Source organism: uncultured Selenomonas sp. (genome assembly GCA_905372355.1).
In the GTDB taxonomy this organism is placed as follows: domain Bacteria; phylum Bacillota; class Negativicutes; order Selenomonadales; family Selenomonadaceae; genus Selenomonas.
Window position 1 is genome coordinate 31,849 of record CAJPOT010000005.1, and the last position, 25,881, is coordinate 57,729.

The 25,881-nt window shown below is 56.5% G+C and carries 21 protein-coding genes and 2 tRNA genes; 16 read left to right on the plus strand and 7 right to left on the minus strand.

Annotated elements, in window-relative coordinates:
- Nucleotides 1–58: 58 nt before the first annotated feature.
- Together QZ177_RS04310 and QZ177_RS04315 are read right to left on the minus strand one after the other, a co-directional pair.
- Entirely contained in the window at nt 59–1,465 is a 1,407-nt protein-coding gene (locus QZ177_RS04310) for an acetyl-CoA carboxylase biotin carboxylase subunit (protein ID WP_009645236.1), read from the minus strand.
- 21 nt (nt 1,466–1,486) lie between these two features.
- Nucleotides 1,487–2,482: a pyridoxal-phosphate dependent enzyme gene (locus QZ177_RS04315; RefSeq protein WP_009645233.1), complete on the minus strand. Its 996-nt coding sequence runs from the start codon at nt 2,480–2,482 to the stop codon at nt 1,487–1,489.
- Between the two features lie 341 nt (nt 2,483–2,823).
- On the opposite strand from QZ177_RS04315, the gene QZ177_RS04320 reads away from it, so the two are divergent.
- Nucleotides 2,824–3,408 (plus strand): hypothetical protein, encoded by a 585-nt coding sequence (locus QZ177_RS04320; protein ID WP_009645239.1) that lies wholly within the window; start codon nt 2,824–2,826, stop codon nt 3,406–3,408.
- Nucleotides 3,409–4,227: 819 nt separating this feature from the next.
- Here QZ177_RS04320 and QZ177_RS04325 read toward each other — a convergent pair.
- The gene (locus QZ177_RS04325; RefSeq protein ID WP_294175633.1) at nt 4,228–5,097 is read right to left on the minus strand and encodes a YitT family protein; all 870 of its coding nucleotides are present in this window, start codon (nt 5,095–5,097) and stop codon (nt 4,228–4,230) included.
- Between the two features lie 547 nt (nt 5,098–5,644).
- Between QZ177_RS04325 and QZ177_RS04330 the strand changes: the two genes are divergently transcribed.
- The 14 genes from QZ177_RS04330 to dnaJ all read left to right on the plus strand — a co-directional run bounded on the left by QZ177_RS04330 (nt 5,645) and on the right by dnaJ (nt 20,465).
- Nucleotides 5,645–5,722, plus strand: a tRNA-Arg gene (locus tag QZ177_RS04330).
- Nucleotides 5,723–5,935: 213 nt separating this feature from the next.
- Nucleotides 5,936–6,559 carry a TetR/AcrR family transcriptional regulator gene (locus tag QZ177_RS04335; RefSeq protein WP_009645231.1) on the plus strand — a complete coding sequence of 208 codons (624 nt, stop codon included), beginning with the start codon at nt 5,936–5,938 and terminating at the stop codon, nt 6,557–6,559.
- Between the two features lie 19 nt (nt 6,560–6,578).
- A complete protein-coding gene (gene nirJ1 / locus QZ177_RS04340; protein WP_294175634.1) occupies nt 6,579–7,775 on the plus strand; it encodes a putative heme d1 biosynthesis radical SAM protein NirJ1 in 1,197 nt (398 codons plus the stop codon).
- Nucleotides 7,772–8,764 carry a putative heme d1 biosynthesis radical SAM protein NirJ2 gene (gene nirJ2 / locus QZ177_RS04345; RefSeq protein ID WP_006191181.1) on the plus strand — a complete coding sequence of 331 codons (993 nt, stop codon included), beginning with the start codon at nt 7,772–7,774 and terminating at the stop codon, nt 8,762–8,764. Before nirJ1 ends, nirJ2 begins: the two co-directional genes overlap by 4 nt.
- A gap of 138 nt (nt 8,765–8,902) precedes the next feature.
- Nucleotides 8,903–9,703, plus strand: a complete 801-nt coding sequence (locus QZ177_RS04350; RefSeq protein ID WP_294175635.1) for an HAD family hydrolase — start codon at nt 8,903–8,905, stop codon at nt 9,701–9,703.
- A gap of 11 nt (nt 9,704–9,714) precedes the next feature.
- Nucleotides 9,715–10,563: a histidinol-phosphatase gene (locus tag QZ177_RS04355; RefSeq protein ID WP_006191186.1), complete on the plus strand. Its 849-nt coding sequence runs from the start codon at nt 9,715–9,717 to the stop codon at nt 10,561–10,563.
- Between the two features lie 102 nt (nt 10,564–10,665).
- Complete coding sequence (locus QZ177_RS04360; RefSeq protein ID WP_294175636.1) at nt 10,666–11,598, plus strand: hypothetical protein; 933 nt, start codon at nt 10,666–10,668, stop codon at nt 11,596–11,598.
- A 92-nt stretch (nt 11,599–11,690) separates the two neighbouring features.
- Nucleotides 11,691–13,487, plus strand: a complete 1,797-nt coding sequence (gene lepA, locus QZ177_RS04365; RefSeq protein WP_294175734.1) for a translation elongation factor 4 — start codon at nt 11,691–11,693, stop codon at nt 13,485–13,487.
- An 87-nt stretch (nt 13,488–13,574) separates the two neighbouring features.
- A complete protein-coding gene (gene hemW / locus QZ177_RS04370; RefSeq protein WP_294175637.1) occupies nt 13,575–14,726 on the plus strand; it encodes a radical SAM family heme chaperone HemW in 1,152 nt (383 codons plus the stop codon).
- Between the two features lie 81 nt (nt 14,727–14,807).
- Nucleotides 14,808–14,978 (plus strand): YjfB family protein, encoded by a 171-nt coding sequence (locus QZ177_RS04375; protein WP_265071083.1) that lies wholly within the window; start codon nt 14,808–14,810, stop codon nt 14,976–14,978.
- Between the two features lie 603 nt (nt 14,979–15,581).
- A complete protein-coding gene (hrcA, locus tag QZ177_RS04380) occupies nt 15,582–16,610 on the plus strand; it encodes a heat-inducible transcriptional repressor HrcA (protein WP_294175638.1) in 1,029 nt (342 codons plus the stop codon).
- A 30-nt stretch (nt 16,611–16,640) separates the two neighbouring features.
- Nucleotides 16,641–17,282, plus strand: coding sequence for a nucleotide exchange factor GrpE (gene grpE, locus QZ177_RS04385; protein WP_294175639.1), 642 nt, complete (start codon nt 16,641–16,643; stop codon nt 17,280–17,282).
- Between the two features lie 53 nt (nt 17,283–17,335).
- Nucleotides 17,336–19,198: a molecular chaperone DnaK gene (gene dnaK, locus QZ177_RS04390; RefSeq protein WP_294175640.1), complete on the plus strand. Its 1,863-nt coding sequence runs from the start codon at nt 17,336–17,338 to the stop codon at nt 19,196–19,198.
- Between the two features lie 97 nt (nt 19,199–19,295).
- Entirely contained in the window at nt 19,296–20,465 is a 1,170-nt protein-coding gene (gene dnaJ / locus QZ177_RS04395) for a molecular chaperone DnaJ (protein ID WP_294175641.1), read from the plus strand.
- A 137-nt stretch (nt 20,466–20,602) separates the two neighbouring features.
- Here dnaJ and QZ177_RS04400 read toward each other — a convergent pair whose 3' ends face one another.
- The 3 genes from QZ177_RS04400 to QZ177_RS04410 form a co-directional block, all read right to left on the minus strand.
- On the minus strand, nt 20,603–21,244 hold the full coding sequence (locus tag QZ177_RS04400) for a DNA-3-methyladenine glycosylase 2 family protein (RefSeq protein WP_294175642.1): 642 nt from the start codon (nt 21,242–21,244) through the stop codon (nt 20,603–20,605).
- An 11-nt stretch (nt 21,245–21,255) separates the two neighbouring features.
- Complete coding sequence (locus QZ177_RS04405) at nt 21,256–21,684, minus strand: EamA family transporter (RefSeq protein ID WP_294175643.1); 429 nt, start codon at nt 21,682–21,684, stop codon at nt 21,256–21,258.
- Between the two features lie 635 nt (nt 21,685–22,319).
- Nucleotides 22,320–22,396, minus strand: a tRNA-Pro gene (locus QZ177_RS04410).
- A 305-nt stretch (nt 22,397–22,701) separates the two neighbouring features.
- Between QZ177_RS04410 and hcp the strand changes: the two genes are divergently transcribed.
- Nucleotides 22,702–24,339 (plus strand): hydroxylamine reductase, encoded by a 1,638-nt coding sequence (hcp, locus tag QZ177_RS04415; RefSeq protein WP_009647224.1) that lies wholly within the window; start codon nt 22,702–22,704, stop codon nt 24,337–24,339.
- A gap of 203 nt (nt 24,340–24,542) precedes the next feature.
- On the opposite strand, the gene QZ177_RS04420 is transcribed toward hcp, so the two are convergent.
- Nucleotides 24,543–25,838, minus strand: a complete 1,296-nt coding sequence (locus QZ177_RS04420) for a hemerythrin family protein (RefSeq protein WP_294175644.1) — start codon at nt 25,836–25,838, stop codon at nt 24,543–24,545.
- Nucleotides 25,839–25,881 lie beyond the last annotated feature (43 nt).

A 25,881-nucleotide genomic window follows, 5' to 3' on the forward strand; every position in this document is an offset into this window, starting at 1 on the left:
CCGCCGCACATGAAAAGAACCCGACGGATGGCCGTCGGGTTCTTTTCATGTGCAGGTCTCACGCGTAATACATGCTCGCGTTGATGGAAGCGGCAAGATCGAGCTTGTCCTTGAGCTTGAGCTTTTTCGGCTCGTTCTCGTAGTGGGTGATGCGGCGCTTGATGAATTGCGTGTCGATGTTGCCCGTGCGGAAGTAGCTGTCCTCAAGAATTTTCTGGTGCAGGGCAATCGTTGTCTTGACGCCTTCGATGCGGAATTCGCTTAGGGCACGTTCCATGATCTTGATGGCATCGCCGCGCGTTCTACCGTGCACGATGACCTTGGCGATGAGGGAATCGTACCACGGCTCGATTGTCAGTCCCGTCGTCACGCCGCTGTCGAAGCGTACGCGCGGACCGCTCGGCTCGTGCATGAAGGTGATGAGACCGGGAGACGGCAGGAAGTTGTTGTCGGGATCTTCGGCGTTGATGCGGCACTCGATGGCGTGACCGCGGATCTTGATATTCTTCTGCATGAGCCCCAGAGGCTCACCGTCGGCGATCTGGATCTGGCGGCGCACGATGTCGACGCCCGTGACGGCTTCCGTGATGGCGTGCTCGACCTGGACGCGCGGGTTGATCTCCATGAAGTAGAACTTGTTGTCGGCGAGATCGAGGAGGAATTCCACCGTGCCGGCATTCGAGTAGTGGACGCTCTTCGCCGCCTTGATGGCAAGGCGGCCGATCTCGCGGCGCATCTCTTCCGTCAGGGCGACGGAAGGCGACTCTTCGAGGAGCTTCTGATTGCGGCGCTGCAGCGAGCATTCGCGCTCGCCGAGGAAGAGCACCGTGCCGTAGTTGTCGGCAAGAATCTGCGCCTCGATGTGGCGTGAATGCTCGATATAGTGTTCGAAGTAGTGGACGACTTTCTTGAGATCGACGAGATGTAGGATGTTCTTGAGATCCTCTTCGGAATGTGCGACGAACATGCCCTTGCCGCCGCCGCCTGATACAGGCTTCAAGATGACAGGGTAGCCAACTTCCGCGGCAGCCTTCAAGGCCATCTCGTTGCTTTCGAGAGGGGCGCTGCCCTTTGACATCGGAATGCCGGACGGCGCCATGGCAGCGCGCGCTGCATCCTTATCGCCGACGAGGCGCAGGGTCTCGGGCATGGGGCCGATCCAGACGATGCCAGCCTTCGTGACCATCTCGGCGAAGTCGGCATCTTCGGATAGGAAGCCGTAGCCCGGATGGATGGCGTCGGACTTCGTCTGAATGGCTGCCTCAAGGACGGCTTCCTTGTTGAGGTAGCTTTCCGTCGCATCGGCGGGGCCGACGCGATAGGTGAGGTCGGCGAGCTGGACGTGCAGGGCGTTCTTGTCGGCGTCGGAGTAGATGGCGACCGCCTCGACGCCGAGCTCTTGACAGGCGCGGATGACGCGGACGGCGATTTCGCCGCGATTGGCGATGAGGATTCTCTTGAACATGATACAGCCTCCTGATTCATATTATCCTTTGAGTCCCGATCCTGTCAGTGGCACGACGACGCGATAGTTGTCGGGTTTTGCCGTACCGAAGATTTGCATGGCGCCGGCGAGAGCTGCGGCGCTTGTCGTTTCCACATAGATGCCTCGGCGTCCGAGCATTTCTTTGCACTTCACGATTTCTTCATCTTCAACGATAAGGACGTCACCGCCGCTGTTCGTGACGGCAGCGAGCATATCGTGCAAACGTTTGGGTGTTTCGATGCGGATCGATTCGGCAATTGTTTCCGTCTTTGGGCTCGCCGGTATCTTGTTGAACGCCTCGTAGAGCGGTGCACAGTTCTTGCTCTGCACGGGCACGAGGCGTGGCAGGCGGCCGATCTCGATGAAGCCGTAGTAAAGACCTAAGAGCATCGTGCCGTTACCGACGGGCAGGAAGATGTACTCGGGCACACTCTCGCCGAGCTGTTCATAAATCTCGTATGCCATCGCCTTCATGCCCTCGAAGAAGAGCGGATTGTAGACATGCGAAGCATAGTAGGCGTCGCCGAGGTTTTCCTTGACCGCCTGACACGCGCCCATGCGGCCGCCTTCGGTCTTGACGATCTTCGCGCCGTAGGCGGCAATCTGACGCAGTTTGTCGGGCGACGTCTCCTTTGGCACATAGACTGTGCAGTCGATGCCCGCTGCCGCTGCGTGCGCTGCGATGGAGGCGCCGGCGTTGCCTGCTGAATCGAGCGCGATCTTCTCAATGCCGACGTGGTGGATCTCATTGATCAGCGTGTAGGCTCCGCGATCCTTGAAGGAGCCAGTCGGCAGAAGGTTCTCTGTCTTCAGCAGATACTCTATGCCGTCAATCTTGATGCTCAGAAGATCGGTGTGCATGTGTCCGATCGTGACGTCATGCACCGTTTCTTCGTTTGCCGCCTTGTTCAGATGGAACATGCCGCCGCATTCGCAGCGGTAGTTCATCGAGCTGATGGGATATTTTTTTTTGCATTTCTCGCAGTAAAAATACACGGAGCATCCCGCCTTTCGTCATGGCATATGATTTCCCTTTGTTTAGTATTTTGTCGTCATGAATATATTCGCGTTTTCCTGCGCATTTCCTTTTCTTATGTAAATTTTCCTGCATCTCAATTGAAAGTTTTAAGAGAAAAATAAGGACAGCTTTGTGTTTCTCCAGAGAAAATGTGGTTGGCAAAGGAGAAGAAATGATGTATGATAGCATGTGAGAGGTTTTTATGACCTTTGTTTTTACTGCAGGGACGGCTTTTTTGATAGATATAAGAAGAACGAGGAGGGGCGGCCCTCTTTTTCTTTTCCGCCGGCCGTGCAAACGGCCTTCTTAGGAGAGGATTATGACAAATAAGATTTATGCGCTGGTCGGGCCGCACGCTTCGGGCAAGACGGTGCTGATCGGCAAACTTATGCAGATGGGGATTCATTACATTCCTTTATATACGACGCGGAAACCAGGAAAAATCGATTCCGATACGAGATTTTACCGCTTTGTCGGCAAGGCGGAGTTCTTCAAGCAGGAATTCATTGTGCACGTCACATATAAGGGTGACTATTATGGCGTCTTAAAAAAAGACGTTCTTTCGGCGTTGCAGGAGCATAAGATCAGCCTTGTGATGTTGGAGGCGAATGGCGTCAAGCAGCTCGCGCGCCTTTTGAAAGAGAATTTCGAGACGATTTTCCTCATGGTCGACTATGTGACGCTCGTCGAGCGCATGATTCGTCTCGGACATAAAAATAGTGAGATAAAGTATCATTTGGAATATGCGGAAAACAACAGTGAGTTTGACAACTGGAAGGACGCTACGCATGTCGTGAAGATCCGGAATGTGGCGAATCCGGGGACGGCGTTTGATCAGATCCTGGCAATCATGGGATTGATGCGCCTCCTGCCACCGGAGAAGCTCAAGGAATGCGTGCAATAAAGGGGCAGCCTGCAAGGGCTGCTTCTTTATTTTACAGAGAAATTTAGTCGACGGAAAATATTTCAAGATTTTTCAAAATATTATTGACAACTTATAGGAGATGTTTTATAATAAAAGTGCAGATGGAAGGAGGCATCCCTCGCGAAGATGTTTGCAGAAAGAGGAGAAACTTTAGTATGCAGACTAGCAAAAATAGCAGAAAAGCTTAAGGTAAGCTGAAGGTTCAGGCATGAGGCGCATCGTGGAGGAGGAAGAGCGTATTCCGAGACTATGATGAACAAGCTCACGGAGAGAATCCAAAGGGCGGCAAGCCGTTGCAGTATGGCGGCAGGAAGCGGAACGAATATTCATGAAGGGTTGAGGGGCGCTTGCGGAACTGATGTAAGGCAAGACGCAAGTGCCGAAGAATCCACGGATACGATCCGTGCGTCAAGGCGGAAGCTCATGCAGCTGCGAAGAACAATGCATGAGTTTGACGCAGAAGAAGAGCAGTTCCGATCAATTCCGAGTCCGAGTAGAAGAATCATGCGCAGGAAAAGCAGGGCACATAATGCCGATACCGCTTGACTGTTGAAAGAGAGCGCCAGAGAGTGCATCTCCATGCGGCAGGGCAAAGGCTTCATGGCTTCGGTGAAACTTGGGGAATCTGCGGGGGTCGACTTTCAAACAAAAAGGGAACTGGTGCATAAGTTAAGTTCAGCTTATGCACCAGTTCCCTTTTTGTCGTCAATCGTGCTGCGACCGTTGCTCTTGAGCCTTCGTTAAGGGGGACGGCATAGATGTGTAAAGAGGGAGGGCGGGGAATTTATCTGTGCAGGTTTAATGGCCGCTTTTCTTGAATCTCCCGCCTACGATGTCGTGGACGGCGTTGATCGTTACGAAGGCGCTTTCGTCGATGCTGAGGACGGTTTCCTTGAGTTTGTTGACTTCGAGGCGCGTGACGACGGAGTAGAGAACCTTTTTTTCCTCGCCCGTGTAGCCGCCTTCGCCGTAGAGGAGGGTGACGCCGCGTCCCAATCGCTCGGCGAGGGCAACATTGATTTTGTCCGGTTCGTTCGTGACGATCATGACGGCGTAGGATTCGTCAAGCCCTTGCACGACGACGTCGATCATCTTGGCGATGACGAAGTAGGCGACGAGCGAGTACATCGCCTTGTCCCAGCCGAAGAGAAGACCGGCGCCTGAAAGGATGAAAAGGTTGATGAACATGACGACTTCGCCGACGGAGAATACGGATTTCTTGTCGAGGATGATGGCGACGATCTCCGTGCCGTCGAGCGAGCCGCCCGAGCGAATGATGAGACCGACGCCGAGACCGACGATGATGCCGCCGAAGATGGCGGCGAGGAAAAAATCCTGCGTGACGGTCGGGAACGGTGCGAAGTAGGCCGACCATAGAGAGAGGAGGGCGATGGCGGTCAAGGTGGCGAGGGCGAAGGCTTTGCCAATCTGCTTGTAGCCGAGGTAGAGGAACGGGAGGTTGAAGAGGATGAGAAAGACGCCCAGAGGCTGCTCTGTGATGGCATGAGCCATGATGGAGAGGCCGACGACACCGCCGTCGATGATGTTGTTCGGGATGAGGAAGAGCTCAAGGCCGACGGCCGTGATGACGGCGCCGATGAAGATCGTCACATATTTTTGCATCAGGGCGAGCAGGTGCTTCTTGCGACTTTTCTTTTCTTTTTCCATAAAGCAGATCCTTTCGTACAGCCGGACGCTTCCTCAAGGAAGCGGATTCAGTCAATGACTCTTTCATTATACGGAAAAACGGGGAGTTTGTCACGGAACACTTGAATTTCAAGGCTTTCCGACAGTCGGAGTATGCTATACTCAATGTGTTGCCGCCCCCAGACATGGCAATGGAAAGGGGGTGCGTCAAGGATGTTACTCTCGTTTATGCTCTCCGTTTTGGCGGGGATAGTCTGCCACTATCTGTGCAAATGGTTTGACGGTTGAGAGCAACGGCAACAAGCCTAGGCGTTAGTCCCTGCCTGCAATATGGGAACAGAAAAGCCCCCAAGCTGCAACTTGGGGGCTTTTCGCGTGCGCCTAATGCTACTCTCGTTTGCCACCCATAGTATAGCATATTTGGTTGTTTGTATGCAAGCTAAACCCGTCGAAATCAAGGGGTAAATTTACCTGTACGGAAAAAATAGGAGACGTGCAAATTTTATTTGACAACGGGTGTTTCCTGTGATAGAATCACTTATGTTGATTGCGAGAGCGGTCGGCTTGTGACTCAGTAGCTCAGTTGGATCAGAGTATTTGACTACGAATCAAAGGGTCGGGGGTTCGAGTCCCTCCTGGGTCACCATTTTGAAGTTTTGCGCTGGCAGTAGCCGGCGCTTTTTTTGTGTGCAAGAGCGCTCGTCGTTCAAAATGCTTTATTAAGCGACTTCATTTTAGCAGCGTTTCCTTAAAATTATGAAGATGCTTCATTTTCTGCTTTAAAAATGAAGGGGATTCATGTATAATAGGCAAGGAGAGTTGGAGTGTGCAGGAGACTCCTTGAGCGAGGAGGATTTGTATGGAAGAAGATAAGATCAGCCGCCGCGAGATGAAGAAGATTCAGTCGCGCAAGGCGATTCTCGATTCGGCGGCAAGCCTGTTTCAGAGTCGCGGGCTGGAAGATGTTGCGATTGCGGATATCATGAGCGGGGCGGATCTTGGCATCGGTACGTTTTACAATTACTTTGACTCCAAGGACGATGTCTTGATGGAACTTCTGGGGCGCATCATGAAGGAACTGGGAGAAAGGGTGCGCGTCCTGTCCGAGGAGCGTAGGCCCGTGACGGAAATCCTGCGCGAGCTGCTTCTGGCCGCCGCCAGACTTCTTGGGCAGAATCGTTATGTGTTGCCGCTTTTCCTGCGTGCTGCACAGCAGGCGACCTTGCTGAAGCGCTCGGAGGCGAGCGTTTCGGCGCCGCCTTTCACGGTGCTTTTCACACGCTTGGTTGAGGAAGGCCAAGCGAATGGCGAGTTCCGCCATGACATCCCGACGGCGATCATCTCAGAACTTTTCCACTCGCTGTTTCAAGCAGCGGCGTTCAGTAAATTGGAAATTCCCTTCGAGGAGAACGTGCGCCTGAAGCTTGGATTGATTCTCGACGGCATGCGCGTGATTGAAAAGCAGGAAGAGCAAAAGGAATGAACGGGAGGATTTTTATTTCATGATCAGTGTAACGAAGCTTCTTTTTGCGCGTGAGTATTTCGGCGACTCGCTGCGCTATACGAAGAATGCGCATCGCATGAAAAACGGTGCTGCTGAAGGAATGGGACCCGTCGTCGTCTGGAATTCGACGAAGACGTGCAACCTCAAGTGCCGCCATTGCTACATGAATTCGGATGCCAAGAAGTATCAGAATGAGCTGACGACGGAGGAGGCGCGGCGCTTCATCGACGATCTCGCCGACTTTCGCGTGCCCGTGCTGCTCTTTTCGGGCGGTGAACCGCTCCTTCGTCCCGACTTCTTCGAGCTTGCGGCGCATGCGGCGGCAAAGGGCGTGCGCCCGACGCTCTCGACGAACGGCACGCTTATTGACCGCGCGACGGCGCAGCGCATTAAGGACATCGGCGTGGGCTACGTCGGCATCTCGCTTGACGGTCTCAAGGATGTGAACGACAAGTTCCGCGGCAAGGAGGGCGCCTACGAGGCTGCCATGCGCGGCATAGAGAACTGCACGGCGGTCGGGCAGCGCGTGGGGCTTCGTTTCACGATCAACCATCATAACATCATGGAACTCGACAAGATCTTCGATTTCATCGAGGAGGAGGGCATCAACCGCGTGTGCTTCTATCACCTCGTCTACTCGGGGCGCGGCAACGCGATGATGGAAGAGGATGTGACGGCACAGGAATCGCGCCGCGCCATGGATACAATCATCCGCCGCACGCAGGACTTCGAGGAGCGCGGTCTGGAAAAGGAGATCCTGACGGTTGACAACCATTGCGACGGCGTCTATATCTATCTCAAGACGCTCAGGGAGAAGGGCGAGGCGGCGGCCGAGCATGTGTGGAAGCACATTTCGATGAACGGCGGCAATCGCTCGGGCATCGCTTTCGGCGAGGTCGATCCCCTGGGCTACGTCCATCCCGATCAGTTCACGCAGCACCATACCTTCGGCAACGTGCGCGAGAGGAAGTTCGGCGAGATCTGGCAGGACACGTCGAACGCCATCATGGCGGGACTCAAGGACCGAAAGCCGCTTCTTAAGGGTCGATGTTCCTCGTGTCGCTACCTCTCGTGCTGCAATGGCAACTTCCGCACGCGCGCTGAGGCACGTACGGGCGATTTCTGGGCAAGTGATCCTTCGTGCTATCTGACGGACGAGGAGATTGGACTTGCGCGTGAGGAGGCGGCGATATGATCATCTCGTGGAACACGACGAATGCCTGCAACATGTACTGCAAGCACTGCTACCGCGATGCGGGCTGCAAGGCGGAGGAGGAGCTTTCGACGGCGGAGGCGAAGAAGCTCCTCGATGAGATCGCGCGCGCGGGCTTCAAGATCATGATCTTTTCGGGCGGCGAGCCTCTGACGCGCCCCGACATTCTGGAACTTGTAGAACACGCGACGAAGCTTGGCCTGCGTTCGGTCTTCGGCACAAACGGCACGCTGATCACGCCTGAGATGGCACGCGACTTGAAGGCGGCGGGCGCGATGGGCATGGGCATCTCGCTCGACTCGATGTCGCCCGCGAAGCACGATACGTTCCGCAGCTATCCGGGCGGCTGGGCGGGTGCTGTCGAGGGCATGAAGAATTGCCGCGCGGCGGGGCTGCCGTTTCAGATTCATACGACGGTCATGGACTGGAACGAAAAGGAGCTGGAGGCGATTACGGACTTCGCCGTGGAACTCGGCGCTGTGGCGCACCACTTTTTCTTCCTCGTGCCGACGGGACGCGCCGAGACGATCGAGGAGGAATCGCTTCGTGCCGAGGCGTATGAGAGCGTCTTGACGCGCATCATGAAAAAGTCGGAAGAAGTGGATATCGAATTGAAGCCGACGTGCGCGCCGCAGTTTTTGCGCATCGCGGGGCAGATGGGCATCAAGACGCGCTTTCGGCGAGGCTGTCTCGCAGGACTCAGTTACTGCATCATCAGCCCGCGCGGCAAGGTGCAGCCGTGCGCCTATCTCAACATGGAGCTTGGCGACGTGCGAAAGACGCCGTTCGACGAGATCTGGAAGAGCAGCGAGGTGCTGAACAAGCTGCGCACGCTCGAATATTCGGGCGGCTGCGGCACTTGCGACTACAAGCGTGCCTGCGGCGGCTGCCGTGCGCGTGCTGCCTACTACAACGATGGCGATTATATGGCGGAAGAGCCTTGGTGTCTTTACCACGGGCGCAAGGGATAGTATAATTAGATAGGCAGGGGCGACGGTGCGCCGGAAAGCGTGCCGCCGCCCTTTTGCGTGAGGCGGCGCGGGATGCTCAAACGGCGGATGTTAGTGCGTGCAGCCTGCAGCGATGGGGGTTGAAGAAAGGCGGCTTTTATGATCAAGCTGGTATTTTGCGATATGGACGGCACGCTTCTCGATGCGCAGGGAAATCTGCCTGAAGGACTCGGCGCTATCCTCACCGAACTCAAGGCGCACGGCGTGATCTTTGCGCCTGCGAGCGGCAGGCAGTATGCGGCGCTTCTGCGTCACTTCCGACCGTGGGCGGATGATCTCATCTTTTGCGCGGAAAACGGCGCTTACGTCGTGCGGCGCGGCGAGGAGCTTTTCTCTACGACGATCGCGCCCTACCTGTGCAGGGAAATCGTGCGCCGCGCTGCCGCCGTCAAGGGCGCCTATACCGTCTGGTGCGGCAAGGAGTACGCCTATGTGACGGAACGCAACGAGGATTTTTTCGCCGAGATGGAAAAATATTATACGGAATACAAGATGGTCGAAGATTTTTCTGACGTGCATGATGCGGCGATCAAGTTTTCTATATGCGATCCCGTGGAGGCGGATGCTGAGCGCACGATCTATCCTTCGCTGCAGGACTTGTCCGAGGAGCTGAAGGTCGTCGTCTCCTCGAACTATTGGGTGGACATCATGCAAAAAGATGTGAACAAGGGCGCCGCCGTGCGCCGCGTGCAGCAGCTTCTGGGCATTCGCCCCGAAGAGTGCCTTGCCTTCGGCGACTATCTGAACGACGTCGAGATGCTCGGCGCGGTAGGCGAGAGCTACGCGATGGAGAATGCGCACCCGAAGGCGAAGGCGGCGGCGAAGCATATCGCGCCGCCCAACACGCAGCACGGCGTGCTGCGCATCCTGCGCCGGCTGCTCGATGAAGGAAAGATGTAGGGAGGAAGATCATGAAGCTCGACTATCATATGCATTTGGAATACGGCTCTTACGATGAAGCGTGGGTGGAAGGATTCTTTCGGGCGGCGGCGGCGCGCGGCGTGGCAGAGATCGGCTTTTCCGAGCACAGCCACACGTTTCCGGAGTTTGAATCGCTCTATTACGATGATCTCATCTTGGATGACTCCTTCGTCGGCAGTTTTCAGCAGAAGTGGTTGAAGAAGAACAAGTTCAAGTATACGCTCGAAGAATACTTCGCCTTCATGGCAAAACTCAAGGAAAAGCACGCGGTCAAGACGGGCATCGAGGTCTGCAACTTCCAAGATCAGACGGCTGTTGCCAAAATCCTCGGCAGCTGCGATTTTGACTATGTGATCGGCTCCGTTCACTTCATTCGCGGCTGGGCCTACGACTCGTCCGAGATCAAGGCGGAGTGGGATCGCATCGCGCTCTTTGACATCTACGAATGGTACACGCAGGAGATCGAGAAGCTCTGCGCCTCGAAGCTCTACGATGTGCTCGGGCATCCGTTCAACATTCGCCTCTTCCGCTACTTTCCCGACTTCGATGTCACGCCTTTCTTGGAACGCGCCGTGTGCGCGATGGAAAAGGCGCAGATGGCGGTCGACATCAACACGGGTACGCTCTACCGCTACCCGATTGCGGAGATTTCGCCTTACGAGGATTTCATGCGCCTCGCGGCGGCGCACAAACTGCCTGTCATCACGACCTCGGATGCGCACAAGCCCGAAGATGCGGGCGCGTACAATGACGAGGCCGTCGCCTACGCACGGCGCTTCGGCTACGAGACGACACTGCGCTTCACGAAGAGGGAGCGCGAGGTCGTGCCGCTCGGCTGATCGTTGCAGCCGCTCCTTTCACCTCTTGCCAGACATGCGGATTTTTCGTACAATATGGGGGAGAGATTTGTACGTTTGTTAAAGAGAAAAGGGGGAGTCGCCTTGAAAAACGCATGGGAGAAGTTCTGTTGCGCGGTTGTTGCCGTGCTTCTTTTTGCCGTCGTGCCGTGCTGCGCTCTTGCTGCGCCCGATGCGTCGGAAGAATGGTATTGGTTGGCATCGGATGCGAAGTACAGCAAGTATTTTGCGCCGAACGAAGTCACGGTCGTCAAGAGTCTCAATGTCGCAGGCCTGGAGCGTGCGATGCCGACGGTCATCCACGGCTGGATAAAGACGAGCTTCAGCTATGAAGGCGCAAAGGAGACGATTGCGAACTACGGCATCAAGGATATTCTGCCCGATCCGGCTGCGCTTGCCTACAGCCTCGCACTCGTCGAGGTCAGTCCGCAGAATCGCACTTTCCGCTATCTGGAAGAGGACTTTTACGATGCGCAGGGAAACATCCTTTGGTCGAAGCGCACGCCTGGCTCGGAAAAGGAAATGAACTCGCAGCAGTATGATGAAACCTTTTATGCGGCAATCGTCGACAGCGTTTTCGGCATGGGCGAACTGGAGCGTCTGACGAGTTCGGATCGCTGGTATGAGCTTTGGAAAGAAAAGCGGTTGGACGGAGGCGAGGAGAGCGCCATGGCGGACACCTCGACGATGCGGCTCAAAGGGGAACTGCTCTTTTATTGGGAGTGGGTCACGAAAAAGGACGCCAAGGGAAATACGTTGGAGGTGCAGTTCCTCAAGCGCGCCTTGAACGTGCCGATGGGCACGGTAAGCACGAAGGATGGCAAGACTTGGACGCCGCAAGCGGGTTGGCAGGATTTGGAGGAGACGGATCTGACGTTTCACGGCATCCAGCAGGGCAGCAGGGAATATACGGGACTCCTGCGCCTGCGTACCTATACGGCGAAAAACCTCGCGTGGCTCTATCGCGCGAGCTTGGAGCCGAACGCCGAGCGGCGTCTCCAACGCGATGAGGAGTGAGGTGCGGGCATCGCGCCGGGCATCTTTGTCATGGGGAGTGGCTCGCCCCGTAGGAAAGTCAACGAGCCGATGGACAAGGAAAGGAATTTTTGATGCAGAACAAATACATCCGCAATTTCTCGATTATCGCGCACATCGACCATGGCAAGTCGACGCTTGCCGACCGCCTCATTGAAAGCACGGGCACTTTGACTGAGCGCGAGATGGAGGCGCAGGTGCTCGACAACATGGAGCTTGAGCGCGAGCGCGGCATTACGATCAAGGCGCAGACCGTGCGACTGCACTATCGCGGCAAGGACGGCGAGGTCTATGAACTCAATCTCATCGACACGCCGGGTCACGTCGATTTCACATACGAGGTGTCGAGAAGCCTTGCAGCCTGCGAGGGAGCGCTTCTCGTCGTCGATGCGGCGCAGGGCGTCGAAGCGCAGACGCTCGCGAACGTCTACATGGCGCTGGAGCACGATCTCGAAATTATCCCTGTCATCAACAAGATCGATTTGCCGAGCGCCGATCCCGAGCGCGTCAAAGAGGAGATCGAGGAGGCGATCGGCCTCGATGCGTCCGAGGCGATCCTGACTTCGGCGAAGACGGGCGTAGGCATCGAGGAGATCTTGGCCGCCATCGTCGAGCGAATCCCGCCGCCGAAGGGCGAGGACAATGCGCCGCTTCGCGCTTTGATCTTCGACTCGTACTTTGACTCGTACAAGGGCGCGATCGCGCATGTGCGCCTGATGGAAGGCCATATCAAGAAGGGCATGGAGCTGAAGATGATGGCGACGGGCAAGACTTTCGAGGTGACCGACGTCGGCTGTTTCCGTCCCGCGCCTGCAGAACTCGGCGAGCTTACGGCGGGAGAAGTCGGCTTCGTCGCGGGAAGTTTGAAGAACGTGCGCGACGTGCTTGTCGGCGATACCGTGACGAGCGCGAAAAATCCTGCGCCTGAACCGCTGCCCGGATATCGCGGCGTGACGCCGATGGTCTACTGCGGACTTTATCCTGTGGACAGCGCCGACTACGACAATTTGAAGGATGCGCTCGAAAAGCTGCAGCTCAATGATGCGGCGCTGATCTTCGAGCCGGAGACATCGATCGCGCTTGGCTTCGGCTATCGCTGCGGTTTCTTGGGTCTTCTGCACATGGACGTCATCCAGGAGCGGCTGGAGCGCGAATACGGCATGAAGCTCATCACGACGGCGCCCTCCGTCATCTACCACGTCCACAAGACGAACGGGACGATGCTCAAGGTCGACAATCCGTCGAAGCTTCCGCCGCCGACGGAGATCGACTTCATCGAGGAGCCATTCGTCAAGGCGACGGTCATCGTGCCGAAAGATTATGTCGGCCCCGTCATGGAAGTCTCGCAGGAAAAGCGCGGCACGTTCGAGAGCATGGACTACCTCGATACGAACCGCGTCATGATCATCTACCACATTCCTTTGAGCGAGATCATCTACGACTACTTCGATCGATTGAAATCGACGACGCGCGGCTATGCCTCGCTCGACTACGAGCTTGCCGACTATCGCCAGTCGCGCCTCGTGAAGCTTGACATTCTCTTGAACGGCGATCCCGTCGATGCATTGTCGACCATCGTCCATGCCGACCGCGCCGCGACGCGCGGCCGCCAGCTCGCGCAGAAGCTCAAGGAGATCATTCCGCAGCAGATGTTCGAGATTCCGATCCAGGCGGCTGTCGGCAATAAGATCATCGCGCGAGAGAACGTGCGTGCCATGCGAAAAGACGTGCTCGCCAAGTGCTACGGCGGTGACATATCGAGAAAGCGCAAGCTTCTCGAAAAGCAGAAGGAAGGAAAGAAGCGCATGAAGGCGGTCGGCAGCGTCGAAGTGCCGCAGGAAGCCTTCATGGCGATATTGAAGATCGACTGATTCCCGCGCGGTTCTGCGCTTCCTTTTATTGTGGGAATTGCCGAGCGAAGGGGAAAGCGAGAATTTGAAAGGAAAAGAGGCGGCAGAATGGGCGATTTCGGCGTGTATGTCCATATTCCCTTCTGCCGCCGCAAGTGCTTTTATTGCGACTTCCCTTCTTATGCAGGAGAAGAGCGATGGATGAGCCGCTACCGAGAAGCCCTGTGTCGCGAGATTGCGGCGCAGGGCTGTCGCTGTCTGCAGGAAGGGGCAGTGCGCACCGTCTACATCGGCGGCGGCACGCCGACGGCGCTTGCGGCAGACGACCTTCTCGCTGTCATCTGCTCCGTGCGCGAGAGTTTTCATCTGACGGGCGCGGAGGAGTTCACGGTCGAGGCGAATCCCGGCACGGTCGACGCAAAGCTTCTCGAGCGATTGCGCGAAGCAGGCGTCAACCGTCTGAGCTTCGGCGTGCAGTCGTTTTCTGATGCGCTGCTCGCTGTTATCGGGCGCATTCATACGGCGCGGGAAGCGGAAGATGCCGTGCGCATGGCGAAAGAAGCGGGATTTCGCGTGAGCCTTGACCTCATGTACGGACTGCCCGGGCAGACGCTTTCTGATCTCAAGGACAGTGTGGCGCGAGCCGCTGCGCTCGACATCGGTCACATCTCCGTCTATGGACTTGCCGTTGAGGACGGCACGTCGTTCGCCCGCATGGAAGAGGCGGGGCGGCTTCATCTGCCGACGGATGACGAGTGCGGCGATATGTACGACTATATCACGGCAGAATTGCCATGCTTGGGTTACCGCCGCTACGAAATCTCGAACTATGCGAGGGCGGGCGAAGAGAGCCGCCACAACCTCGCCTATTGGCAGGACGTGTCCTACATCGGTCTCGGCGCAGCGGCGCATTCGTATTGGCACGGACGGCGCACGGAGAACGAGCAGGATCTTTGCCGCTACATCGCCTGCATCGAAGGAGGCCTGTCGCCTGCAAGGGAAGAGGAGCCTTGCTCGCGCGAAAGCCATATCGAAGAATTCGCCTTCCTCGCGCTTCGCACGGTGGACGGCATTGACAAGAAGCGCTTTCGAGAAACCTTCGCTTCGGAAGTGCAGGATATCTACGGCGAAGTGATCGCGCGCTTGCAGGCGGCGGGCCTTGTTGAAGAAACGGTGAAAAGCATACGTCTGACGGCGCAGGGCATGAAGTTTGGCAATCGCGTCTTTGAAGCATTCTTGTTGGAGAGAGATGAAGCGTAGCTGCCGCAAGCGGCTTTGCTGGCAAACTTTAAGCTTTCCTCTTATATGTACGATAAATAAGAGGAGAAAGGAGCGATTTCGATGGATATGAGCATAGCGGCGATGTCGGTCGATCTAAGCCAGGCACGCTTCTCGCAGCAGTTCGGCATCTCCGTCATGAAAATGGCGATGGATACGACGGAAGAAGCTGTGGGCGAGATGTTGGAAAGCCTCGACCCTGCGGTCGGCAACAATATTGATATCGCGGTATGAAAAAGAGGGCTGTCGCACAAAATGTGCGGCAGCCCCTTTTTGCTTGACTCGATCGGTTGACAGCGCAAACTTCTGCAAGAGAAAGAAGCGTAAATTACACGCACAAACGTCCACTTTGTGGATATTGTGCGACGCCCTTACCAAAAACCGAACAATCAGTCAGCGCCCTTTGGGCTTGACTTCTTGGACTTTCATAGTAAACTTTCAGGACATATGTTCAGCCGTCGCGCGAAACGGCATGATTGTTTTTGCGTCCGTTTCCTGCAATGGGACCATCAGAGAGGCACGCTGTACATATGTCCTCACGCCTTACAGAAACCTAGCCAATCGGTCTGCGCCTTCGGCTTGACCTCTTGGGGTTTCATGGTAAAACTTTTTTGCGAAAGGCAAAAAAGATGTTGACTTTTTGACTTTTATCGTGTATATTTTAGTCATGGGTTAGCACTCAAGACGATTGAGTGCTAACAGCATGAATTATACGCACAAACGTCCACTTTGTGGACATTGTGCGCCGCTCTTAATGAAAGTTACCCAATCGGCCTGCGCCCTTCGGGCTTGGCTTCTTGGACTTTCATAGTAGACCTTATCAGAGGGGGTGTGAAGATGCTTGATGAAAGGAAGCAGCGCATCCTGCAGGCGGTAGTCGATGACTACATCTCGTCGGCGGAGCCTGTCGGCTCGCGCACTGTGGCGCGGCGTCATGATTTCGGCGTTAGTCCGGCAACGATCCGCAACGAGATGGCGGATCTCGAGGATATGGGCTACTTGGAGCATTTGCACACGTCCTCGGGGCGCATCCCTTCGTCGAAAGGGTATCGCCTCTATGTGGACGATCTGCTCTCGCCCGCACCGATTGACGAGCGCGAGAGGGCGTTGATTGACCACTGGTATCGAAAGCGCGTCAAGCGCGTCGAGAGCGTCTTTCAAGAGACGGCGAAGATCATTTCGCGCGTGACGAAGAATCTCGCGCTCGTCCTTGCGCCGCAGCTGGATGAAGCGGCTTTTCGCACGCTGCAGTTCGTGCCGCTGGGCGAAGATCGCGTCATCGCCGTCTTGATGACGGACGCGGGCTTCGTGGAGAACCGCGTCGTCAAGATGCCGAAAGGCGCGAGTTTCGAGGATTTCCAACGCATGGCGGAGGTCATCAACCGATGTCTTTCGGGCGAGAAGCTTTCCTCCATCGGCACGGCCGCTTTGAAGCGCATACGCGCCGAGGTCATGGACGAGTCGCTTTATCAGGCGGCAATGGAACTGATTTACGAAGCGCTCGACGAGGAGCGCAAGGAGCAGCGGCTCTATCTGGGCGGCACGACAGAGATGCTTGCGCAGCCGGAGTTTCGCGATGTGACGCGCGTGCGTGCGCTCCTCTCACTGCTCGAAGAAGAGAACTTCGTCAAAGACGTTCTGCAGAAGAAATCGCAGGAGGGGCTCGTCGTCACGATCGGCCGTGAGAACGAGTACAGCGGCATCGAGGATTGCAGCATCATTCGCGCGACGTACCACTTGGATGGCGAGTGCTTGGGCACGATCGCCGTCTTAGGGCCGACGCGCATGGAGTACGGCAAGGCGATGGCGCTCTTAGGTTATCTGAACCGCCATATCGCTGCGCTCGTGCAGCCTTTCCGCTGGTAGCGGCATAGCATGAAATACGAGGTGAAGGGAATGCCATCATTCATGAAGGATGAGTTGAAGAAGAAGGACGAGGAAAAGCTCGAGGAGATGAAGCGCGAGATCGACGAGGCGGAGGCCGCAGACACTGCGGACGTCGCAGAAGAAGCGACGGGAGATGTCCGCGAGGAGACTGCCGAAGGAAACCGTGAAGGTACCGAGGAGGCAGAAAATGGCGCGGACGATCCTGTGAAGCGTGCAGAAAAGCTTGAAGCCGATCTGGCAGAAAAGGACGCACAGATGCTGCGACTGCGCGCGGACTTCGACAACTTCCGCCGTCGTTCTGTGAAGGAGCGCGAAGAGCTTGCCGCCGTCGTCACCCAGGGCATCATCACGGATATGCTGCCGCTCCTCGACAACTTCGAGCGTGCACTTTCCGCCGAAGGTTCTGACCTCGACAGCTTCCGCGCAGGCGTTTCCATGATCTACAAGCAGATGCAGGAAGCGCTCGCGAAGAACGGCTTGGAAGTCATTGATACGAAGGACAAGAAGTTCGACCCGAACTTCCATCAGGCGGTCATGCGCGTGCAGGATCCCGAGAAGGAGGACGATACGATCGAGCAGGAACTGCAGAAAGGCTACATGGTAAAGGGGCGCGTCATACGCCCAAGCATGGTGCAGGTCGTTTCAAATTAAGTCAAATAGAGGAAACTCTTTTTATAGATATAAACATTTAGGAGGAATTCATCATGGCAAAAGCAATTGGCATCGATTTAGGTACCACGAACTCCGTCGTCTCCGTCATGGAGGGCGGCAAGCCCGTTGTCATCACGAACCCGGAGGGCAGCCGCCTGACGCCGTCCGTCGTTGGCTTCACGAAGACGGGTGAACGTCTCATCGGTCAGCTCGCCAAGCGCCAGGCTGTATCGAACCCCGACCGCACGATCGCGTCGATCAAGCGGCACATGGGCGAGAAGGACTACAAGGTTTCCATCGACGGCAAGGACTACACGCCGCCTGAGATTTCGGCAATGATCCTGCAGAAACTCAAGACGGATGCAGAAGCCTACCTCGGCGAGACGGTGACGCAGGCGGTCATCACGGTGCCGGCGTACTTCAACGACAGCCAGCGCCAGGCGACGAAGGACGCGGGCAAGATCGCGGGTCTTGACGTCCTGCGCATCGTCAACGAGCCGACGGCGGCTTCGCTGGCCTATGGTGTCGACAAGGGCGGCGAGCATACGGTTCTCGTCTTTGACTTGGGCGGCGGCACGTTCGATGTCTCGATCCTCGAACTCAGCGAGGGTATGGTCGAGGTCAAGGCGACGAGCGGTGACACGCACTTGGGCGGCGACGACTTCGACCACGCCGTCATGAACTGGATGGTCGAGGAGTTCAAGAAGGAGAATGGCATCGACCTCTCCGCCGACAAGATGAGCGCACAGCGCCTGTTGGAAGCGGCGGAAAAGGCGAAGATCGAGCTTTCGAGCATGATGGAGACGCCGATCAATCTGCCGTTCATCACGGCGGACGCCACGGGTCCGAAGCATCTCGACCTAAAGCTCACGCGTGCCAAGTTTGACGAGCTTACGCATGATCTCGTCGAGCGCACGATGGGGCCGACGCGTCAGGCGATGTCGGATGCGGGTCTTTCGCCTTCGGATATCGACAAGGTGCTTCTCGTCGGCGGTTCGTCGCGCATCCCTGCCGTGCAGGAAGCCATCAAGGGCTACTTCGGCAAGGAGCCGGATCGCAGCGTGAACCCGGACGAGTGCGTTTCCATCGGTGCGGCGATTCAGGCCGGCATCATCGTCGGCGAGGTCAAGGACATGCTGCTCCTCGACGTCACACCGCTTTCCCTTGGCATCGAGACCTTGGGCGGCGTTTCGACGAAGCTCATCGAGCGCAACACGACGATTCCTGTCCGGAAGAGCCAGGTCTTCTCGACGGCAGCGGACAATCAGCCGTCGGTTGACATCCACGTCCTGCAGGGCGAGCGTGAGATGGCAGCGGGCAACAAGACGCTCGGACGCTTCGAGCTTTCCGATATCCCGCCGGCACCGCGCGGCGTTCCCCGCATCGAGGTTGCCTTCGACATCGACGCAAACGGCATCGTGCATGTCTCCGCGAAGGATCTCGGCACGGGCAAGGAGCAGAAGATCACGATTCAGTCCGACAGCGGCATGAGCAAGGATGACATCGACCGCATGGTCAAGGAAGCTCAGGCGCATGAGGCCGAGGACAAGAAGCAGAAGGAGACCGTGGAGGTCAGAAACCGTGCCGATTCGGCTGTCTATCAGGCGGAGAAGGCGATTAAGGATCTCGGCGACAAGGTCGACAAGGCGAAGGCGGACGAAGTACAGGCGGCGGCCGATAAGGTCAAGGAAGCGCTGAAGGGCACGGACACGGACGCCATCAAGAAGGCGACGGAAGAGCTGGAAAAGCCGCTCTATGAGATGAGCGCGGCGGCGTACCAGCAGGCGGGCGGTCCTGAGGCTGCAGCAGCCGCGGGCGCAGCTCCCGGTGCGGGTGCTGCGGATGCAGGTGCGAAGAGCGAGGACGACAATGTCGTCGACGCCGAGTACACGGAAGTCAAGGACGACAAGAAATAAGCGTAAGAAGTGACGGAGAGTGTGGAGCGTGGAGTTCATGCTCCGCACTCTTTTGACGATAAAGGACAGGCGCACTGAGCGCTGTGAGGTGTTTATTGTGAGCGAGAAACGCGATTACTATGAGGTGCTCGGCCTCTCCAAAGGCGCTTCGGATGCGGACATCAAGAAGGCGTTCAAGAAGATGGCGCGCAAGTACCATCCCGATTTGAACCGCGACAACCCGAAGGAAGCTGCCGAGAAGTTCAAGGAGGTCAACGAGGCCTATCAAGTCCTCTCCGATCCGCAGAAGAAATCGACGTACGATCAATTCGGCCACGCGGCGTTTGACGGTGCGGGCGGCGGTGCAGGGGGCGCAGGGGGCTTCGGCGGTTTCGGCGGCGGCTTCGGTGGCTTTGGCGGCGGCATGGGCGGTTTCGGCATGGACGACATCATGGACGCCTTCTTCGGCGGCGGCGGTCGTCGTCGCGGGCCGAAAGGCCCTGAGCCGGGCAATGATCTGCGCTATGACTTGGAGATTACTTTTGAGGAAGCGGCGTTCGGCAAGGAGGTCGAGCTGACGGTTCCACGCACGGAAAACTGTGATGTGTGTCACGGCACGGGCGCGGCCGAGGGAACGAAGCCCGAGACGTGTCCCGACTGCCACGGCACGGGGCAGGTGCAGAAGGCGCAGCGCACGCCGCTCGGCAACTTCATGACCTCGCGTCCGTGCAGCCGCTGCGGCGGCACGGGGCAGGTCGTCAAGAATCCGTGCAAGAAGTGCGGCGGCACGGGTCACACGCGCGTCAACCGCAAGATCGAGGTCAAGATCCCTGCGGGCATCGACGAGGGGCAGCGCGTGCGCATCTCGGGCGGCGGCGAAGCGGGGCAGCGCGGCGGTCCGAACGGCGATCTCTACGTCTATATCTATGTGAAGCATCACAAGCTGTTCAAGAGGAGCGGCGCGGACGTCATCAGCGAGGTGCCGATCTCCTTTGTGCAGGCGGCGCTCGGCGACACGATCGAGGTGCCGACCATCGACGGCAAGGCGGAGCTGAAGATTCCCGCGGGCATCCAATCGGGCACGGTTCTCCGCATGCGCGGCAAGGGCATCCCGCATCTAAGGGGCACGGGGCGCGGCGATCAGCATGTGCGCGTCAAGGTCTTGACGCCACAGAAGCTTACGAGCAAGCAGAAGGATGCACTGAAGGCATTCGGCGACCTCTGCGGCGAAAGCGTCAATCCCGAGCAGAAGACGTTCAAGGATACGCTGAAGAGTTTCTTCAAATGAATATTCGGCGCGAAGTGATTGTGCGCGAAAAGGCATGGGAAAGGGGAGCTGCTCCGGCAGCTCCCCTTTGTGCTTGCAATATTGGCTTCTTGTTTAAATGTTATATGCACGTTGCCTTTGCTTTTGCGATGCGGCCGCTATTTCTTTCGCGCGACCGGATCGCTCAATCCCTCGATTGCGCCGCCTGCAATCGCCCATAGGTAGAGGCTGGCGGTACTTGCGTAGGGAGAGTAGCGCTTCTTGTAGCGCTCGAATCTCTTGTGGTCGATTTCCTTGTGTCGGTAGAGCATCCGAAGGCCGCGTTGTATGCCGAGGTCGCCGAAGCTCAGGACGTCAGGACGTCGGAGCGTGAAGATCAGCAGCATTTCCGCTGTCCAGGCGCCGACGCCTTTGAGTGAGGAGAGGGCGCAGATGACCTCGTCATCGCTCATCGCATACAAGGCGGCGATATTGAAATCACGGTTCGCAACCTTCTCGGCAAAGTCCATGATGTAGTCGACCTTGCGAAAACTCGTGCCGACGGCCTGCAGTTCCTCGCGTCCAAGGGAAAGCAGATGCGCCGCATCCACCGTGCAGACCTTCTTACAGAGCCTTGCCCAGACGGCTTCCTGCGCCTTCGTCGAGATCTGCTGCCCGATGATGTGATGCACGACGGCGGAAAACACGTCGTCATGCACGGGACGCTCCAGCACACCGAGGCTCTCGATGACGGCGGCGAGTTTCTTGTCCTTGGACTTCAAATAGGCGATTTCCTTTTCGCCGCAGGGAACATACATCATGTGCGTCCTTTCTACAGTACGGCGATGATCAAACTGCCGAGAGCGATGAGAAAGATGCCGATGCCGTGCGTGAGGCTGACTTCTTCCTCAAAAATGAGGATGGCAAGGAGGACGGCGAAGACGACGCTGAGCTTGTCTATGGGAGCGACGCGCGAAACGTCGCCAGTCTTCAGTGCCATGAAATAGAAGAGCCACGATGTCGCTCCGGCAATGCCGCTCAAAGCGACGCATGCCAAGGCTCTGCGGTCGGCAAACACTTCGGGCAGATGCGAGGCATGTCCCTGCACGACCATGACCGCGACGAGGAAGATCGCCATGATGACGCCGCGCACGGCAGTGGCGGCGCTGCTGTCCAGCCCTTCAAGGCCCATCTTGCCGAAGATGGAGACGAAGGCGGCGGAAAGTGCGGAGAGGAGTGCATAGAGAAGCCAAGAGGACATGAGTGAAACCTTTCTTTCCTTGTGGACGATACGAAAATACTGTATAATAGCGGCAGAGAACCACCAAAGGCTAAGCGGCTGCTTCTTCCACTTCCATTCTGAAAAGAAGGGAGGTGGCGCGTATGACTTCTTTCGAGTTGATCGTGATTTTGATCTTCGCGACAGGGTACATTATCGTGATAAAAAAGAAATAACCGCCCCCTCGCCAAAGGATAGCGGTTAGTTCTTAACCCATTTCTTTCGGAAGAGGTAGCCGTTTACGGTGGTTCTCTTCTTGTCTATATCATAGCAGATTCACGACACGCTTGCAAGTTTTTTGGTGTTTGGCGTACTACGGCTGATGGTACAACCACAATGGACATATATTGTCACGATAGCAACGAATTTGACGCATCAGACAGGAAGAAAATCGAAGAAGGATTGCGGGGCTTAGGTCTTGGAAACGAATAAGCGGGTATTTTAGGTATAAACTACACGCACAAACGTCCACTTTGTGGACATTGTGCGCCGCCCTTACAGAAACCTAACCAATCGGTCTGCACCCTCTGGGCTTGACCTCTCGGGGTTTCATGGTAAAAAAATGGAGCTATCCAAATAGCAGTTGGATAACCCCTGAAGCCTTGAAAATACTAAGCTGGTCGGAGCGACGGGATTTGAACCCACGACCTCTTCCACCCCAAGGAAGCGCTCTACCAAGCTGAGCCACGCCCCGACTGCTTTAGTATAGCAGACTTCTCCCGAAAAAGCTAGGGGAAATTTTCTTTTTTTAGAAAAACTTTGCGGCAGCAGGATTTTCGGATGGGGGAGTGCTCGGCTGATCCATGATGGAAAGTGTTTGAGATCGTACAAGTACAAAGGCATAGGAAGAAAGATTCTCATACAAGAGAATGAAGGACTTTTTTCGTTTCGGTAACAAGTGTTACCGAAGGGGGATGATCTCTTTGCTATGATAAGGCTGTCAGGAGGAACTGCCTCGTGCGGGTTCTCGTTACATCGCAAAGAGAGAGGATGGTATATATGGAGAACAAGATGTTTTGCTTTCAGTGTCAGGAGACGGCGGGCTGCAAAGGCTGTACGCAGGTGGGCGTTTGCGGCAAGAAGCCGGAGGTCGCAGGACTTCAAGACCTTTTGGTTTATGTGACGAAAGGGATTTCTGCTGTTTCGACGGCGCTGCGCGAGGCGGGAAAGACGGTTTCCCAAGCGGTCAATGATCGCGTCACGCTGAATCTCTTCATCACGATTACGAATGCGAACTTCGACGATGCAGCGATTGCCGATGCGATCGAAGAGACGCTCGGCATGAAGGAAGAGCTGCTGAAGGAGCTTGCCGACACGTCGAAGCTTCCGGCGGCGGCTCTTTGGAACGGTGCGAGGAGCGAATTCCAGGAAAAGGCGGCCTCGGCAGACGTCGGTGTTCTCGCGACGGAGAACGAGGACGTTCGCAGCCTCAGGGAGCTTGCGACGTACGGTCTCAAGGGCATGGCGGCGTACAATCATCATGCGAATGTCGTAGACTACCGTGATGAGGCGATCGACGCCTTCATGCAGAAGGCGCTGGCGAAGCTCTTAGACGACAGCCTCTCGGGCGACGATCTCACGGCTCTCGTGCTGGAGACGGGCAAGTACGGCGTCGATGTCATGGCGCTCTTGGACAAGGCGAACACGGAGACTTACGGCAATCCGGAAATCACGAAGGTTGATCTCGGAGTGCGCAAGAACCCGGGCATCTTGATTTCGGGTCACGATCTTAAGGATCTGAAGGAACTGCTTGATCAGACAGAGGGTACGGGCGTTGACGTCTACACGCACGGCGAGATGCTGCCCGCGCACTACTATCCGGCCTTCAAGAAGTACGCACACTTTGCGGGCAACTACGGCAATGCTTGGTGGCAGCAGAAGGAAGAGTTCGAGTCTTTCAACGGCCCGATTCTCATGACGACGAACTGCATCGTGCCGCCGAAGGCGAGCTATCAGGATCGCATCTTTACGACGGCTGCCGTCGGCTTTCCCGGCTGTCCGCACATCGAAGAGAAGAACGGCAAGAAGGACTTCTCCGCTGTCATCGAGTTGGCGAAGAAGTGTGCGCCTCCGAAGGAGTTGGAGCAGGGCGAGATCGTCGGCGGCTTTGCGCATGAGCAGGTCTTTGCGCTTGCCGACAAGGTGGTTGACGCCGTGAAGTCGGGCGCAATCAAGAAGTTTGTCGTCATGGCCGGCTGCGACGGTCGTCATAAGACACGCAGCTATTACCGCGATTTCGCCGAGGCTCTGCCGAAGGACACGGTCATTCTGACGGCGGGCTGCGCGAAGTACAAGTACATCAAGCTCAATCTCGGCGATATCGGCGGCATTCCGCGCGTGCTCGATGCGGGGCAGTGCAACGATTCGTACTCGCTGGCGCTCATCGCGCTGAAGCTTAAGGAAGTCTTCGGCCTCGCCGATGTGAACGAACTGCCGGTTGTCTACAACATCGCATGGTATGAGCAGAAGGCGGTCATCGTCCTCCTCGCGCTCCTGCACCTCGGCGTGAAGAACATCCATCTCGGACCGACGCTTCCGGCGTTCCTCTCGCCGAACGTCGCGAACGTGCTCGTCGAGACCTTCGGCATCGGCGGCATCACGGACGTCGAGAGCGACATCAAGAGCATGATCGGCTGAGCATCGTGTGTGCTGAAGCCGCATAGCGAAAAAGGGTTCCCTTTGCGAAAAGTAAGGGGAGCCCTTTTCTTATAAAAATTTCGGAGAGGGATGTAGAAATTTTATTTCAGGGACAAATCATGTCCCTAGATAGAACAAGGGCGGCGCATAAGTCGGGATGGACTTATGCGCTGCCCTGTTCATGTAAGGGACGGTCTATCGTGTCATTCTGTCAGCTTCGATGCCGCTTCTTCGATGTAGGGCATCTTCTTGTCAACCTTCAGGATATGCTGTACGAGCCAGTTGAGAAGGAATTTGATGAGTTTGTCGAGCGCGTCTTCCTGATCGCGGTCGATTTCGTCGAAGTCGATGTTGTTGAGCTTCTCGACGAAGGCTGTGTGTGCGGCGACCTGCTCGGCAAGGCCGTCATAGTTGATGCTCTTCATGTAGCGCTCCTCATCGGCGAAGTGCTTGATCGTGTAGTCGCGCAGTTCTTCGATGATCTCGATGATGTCGTCGAATTTATCGACGCGGAACTCGTCATGCACGAGTTCGTATGTTTGGCGCACCAAGTCGAAGAGTGTTTCGTGCTCCTTGTCGACGAGCGGTATCTGCGTGCGGAATTCGTCGGTGAAGGCGAAGGGATCGGCGGGCTCCTTCTTTGCCTTGATGACTGTCGTCGTCGGCTTTGCTGCCTTGGGCGCGACTGCCTTTGCCGCAGGTTTGACGGCAGAAGTGGGTGCGGAGGCTGCTTCCTCCGTGGGCTTCTTTGCGGAGGCTTTCGTCACTTTTTTTGCGGGTTCGGCTGCTTTCGCGGCAGGCGCATCGCCCTTGCTGCCTTCATTAGCAGGTGCAGCGGCATTGGTCGGCTTCGTGGCAGTGCGCTTCTTCGTCGTCTTTTTGGCGGGAGCGGCGGGCGCTTCTGGCAGCTGGGCTGCCGGCGCTTTTGCCTCGATGGTCGTTTTCGCCTTCTTTTCGACGGAGGACGCGTGCTCTTCCTTGATTTCCTTACTTGTATGTGCCGCTTCTCGTGCCTTGGCGGCTTCTTCGGCGTGCGCCGTTTCTGCTGCCCGCGCTTCCTTTGCCGCCCGTGCCTTCGCCTCGACGGCGGCGGCCTTTGCCTTCTTCAGTGCGCTGCCGATCAGCATGTCGCTCGATAAAATGTGCTGCAGAAACCATTCGTTGAGGAAGTGCAGGAGACTCGTAAGCTCCTCGTGGTCGTTCTGGAAGTTCATCGAGGATTTGTGCTGGTCGATGACTTCGCGAAAATGTGCGTGCGCCTCCTTCTGATCTGCAAGCTCGTCATCGCGCGACATGGCCATGATTTCTTCTTCGTAGACGTGCTGTTTGACGATATGATCGTGCATCGTCGCCAGGAGTTGACCGCTCAAGCGGTGGTACTCGTCCTCATGACCGGCGGCGAGCGCTACGCGCGCTTCTTCCATGTCTTCCAAGAGGCGGCGGTGTCCGTTGTCGATAAAGGGGATTCCTGTTTCAAAATTTTCCAAGAAGCGGTACATAAGGCTCACTCCATTTTTGCATAGTAATTCTCTTCTAAAGTAT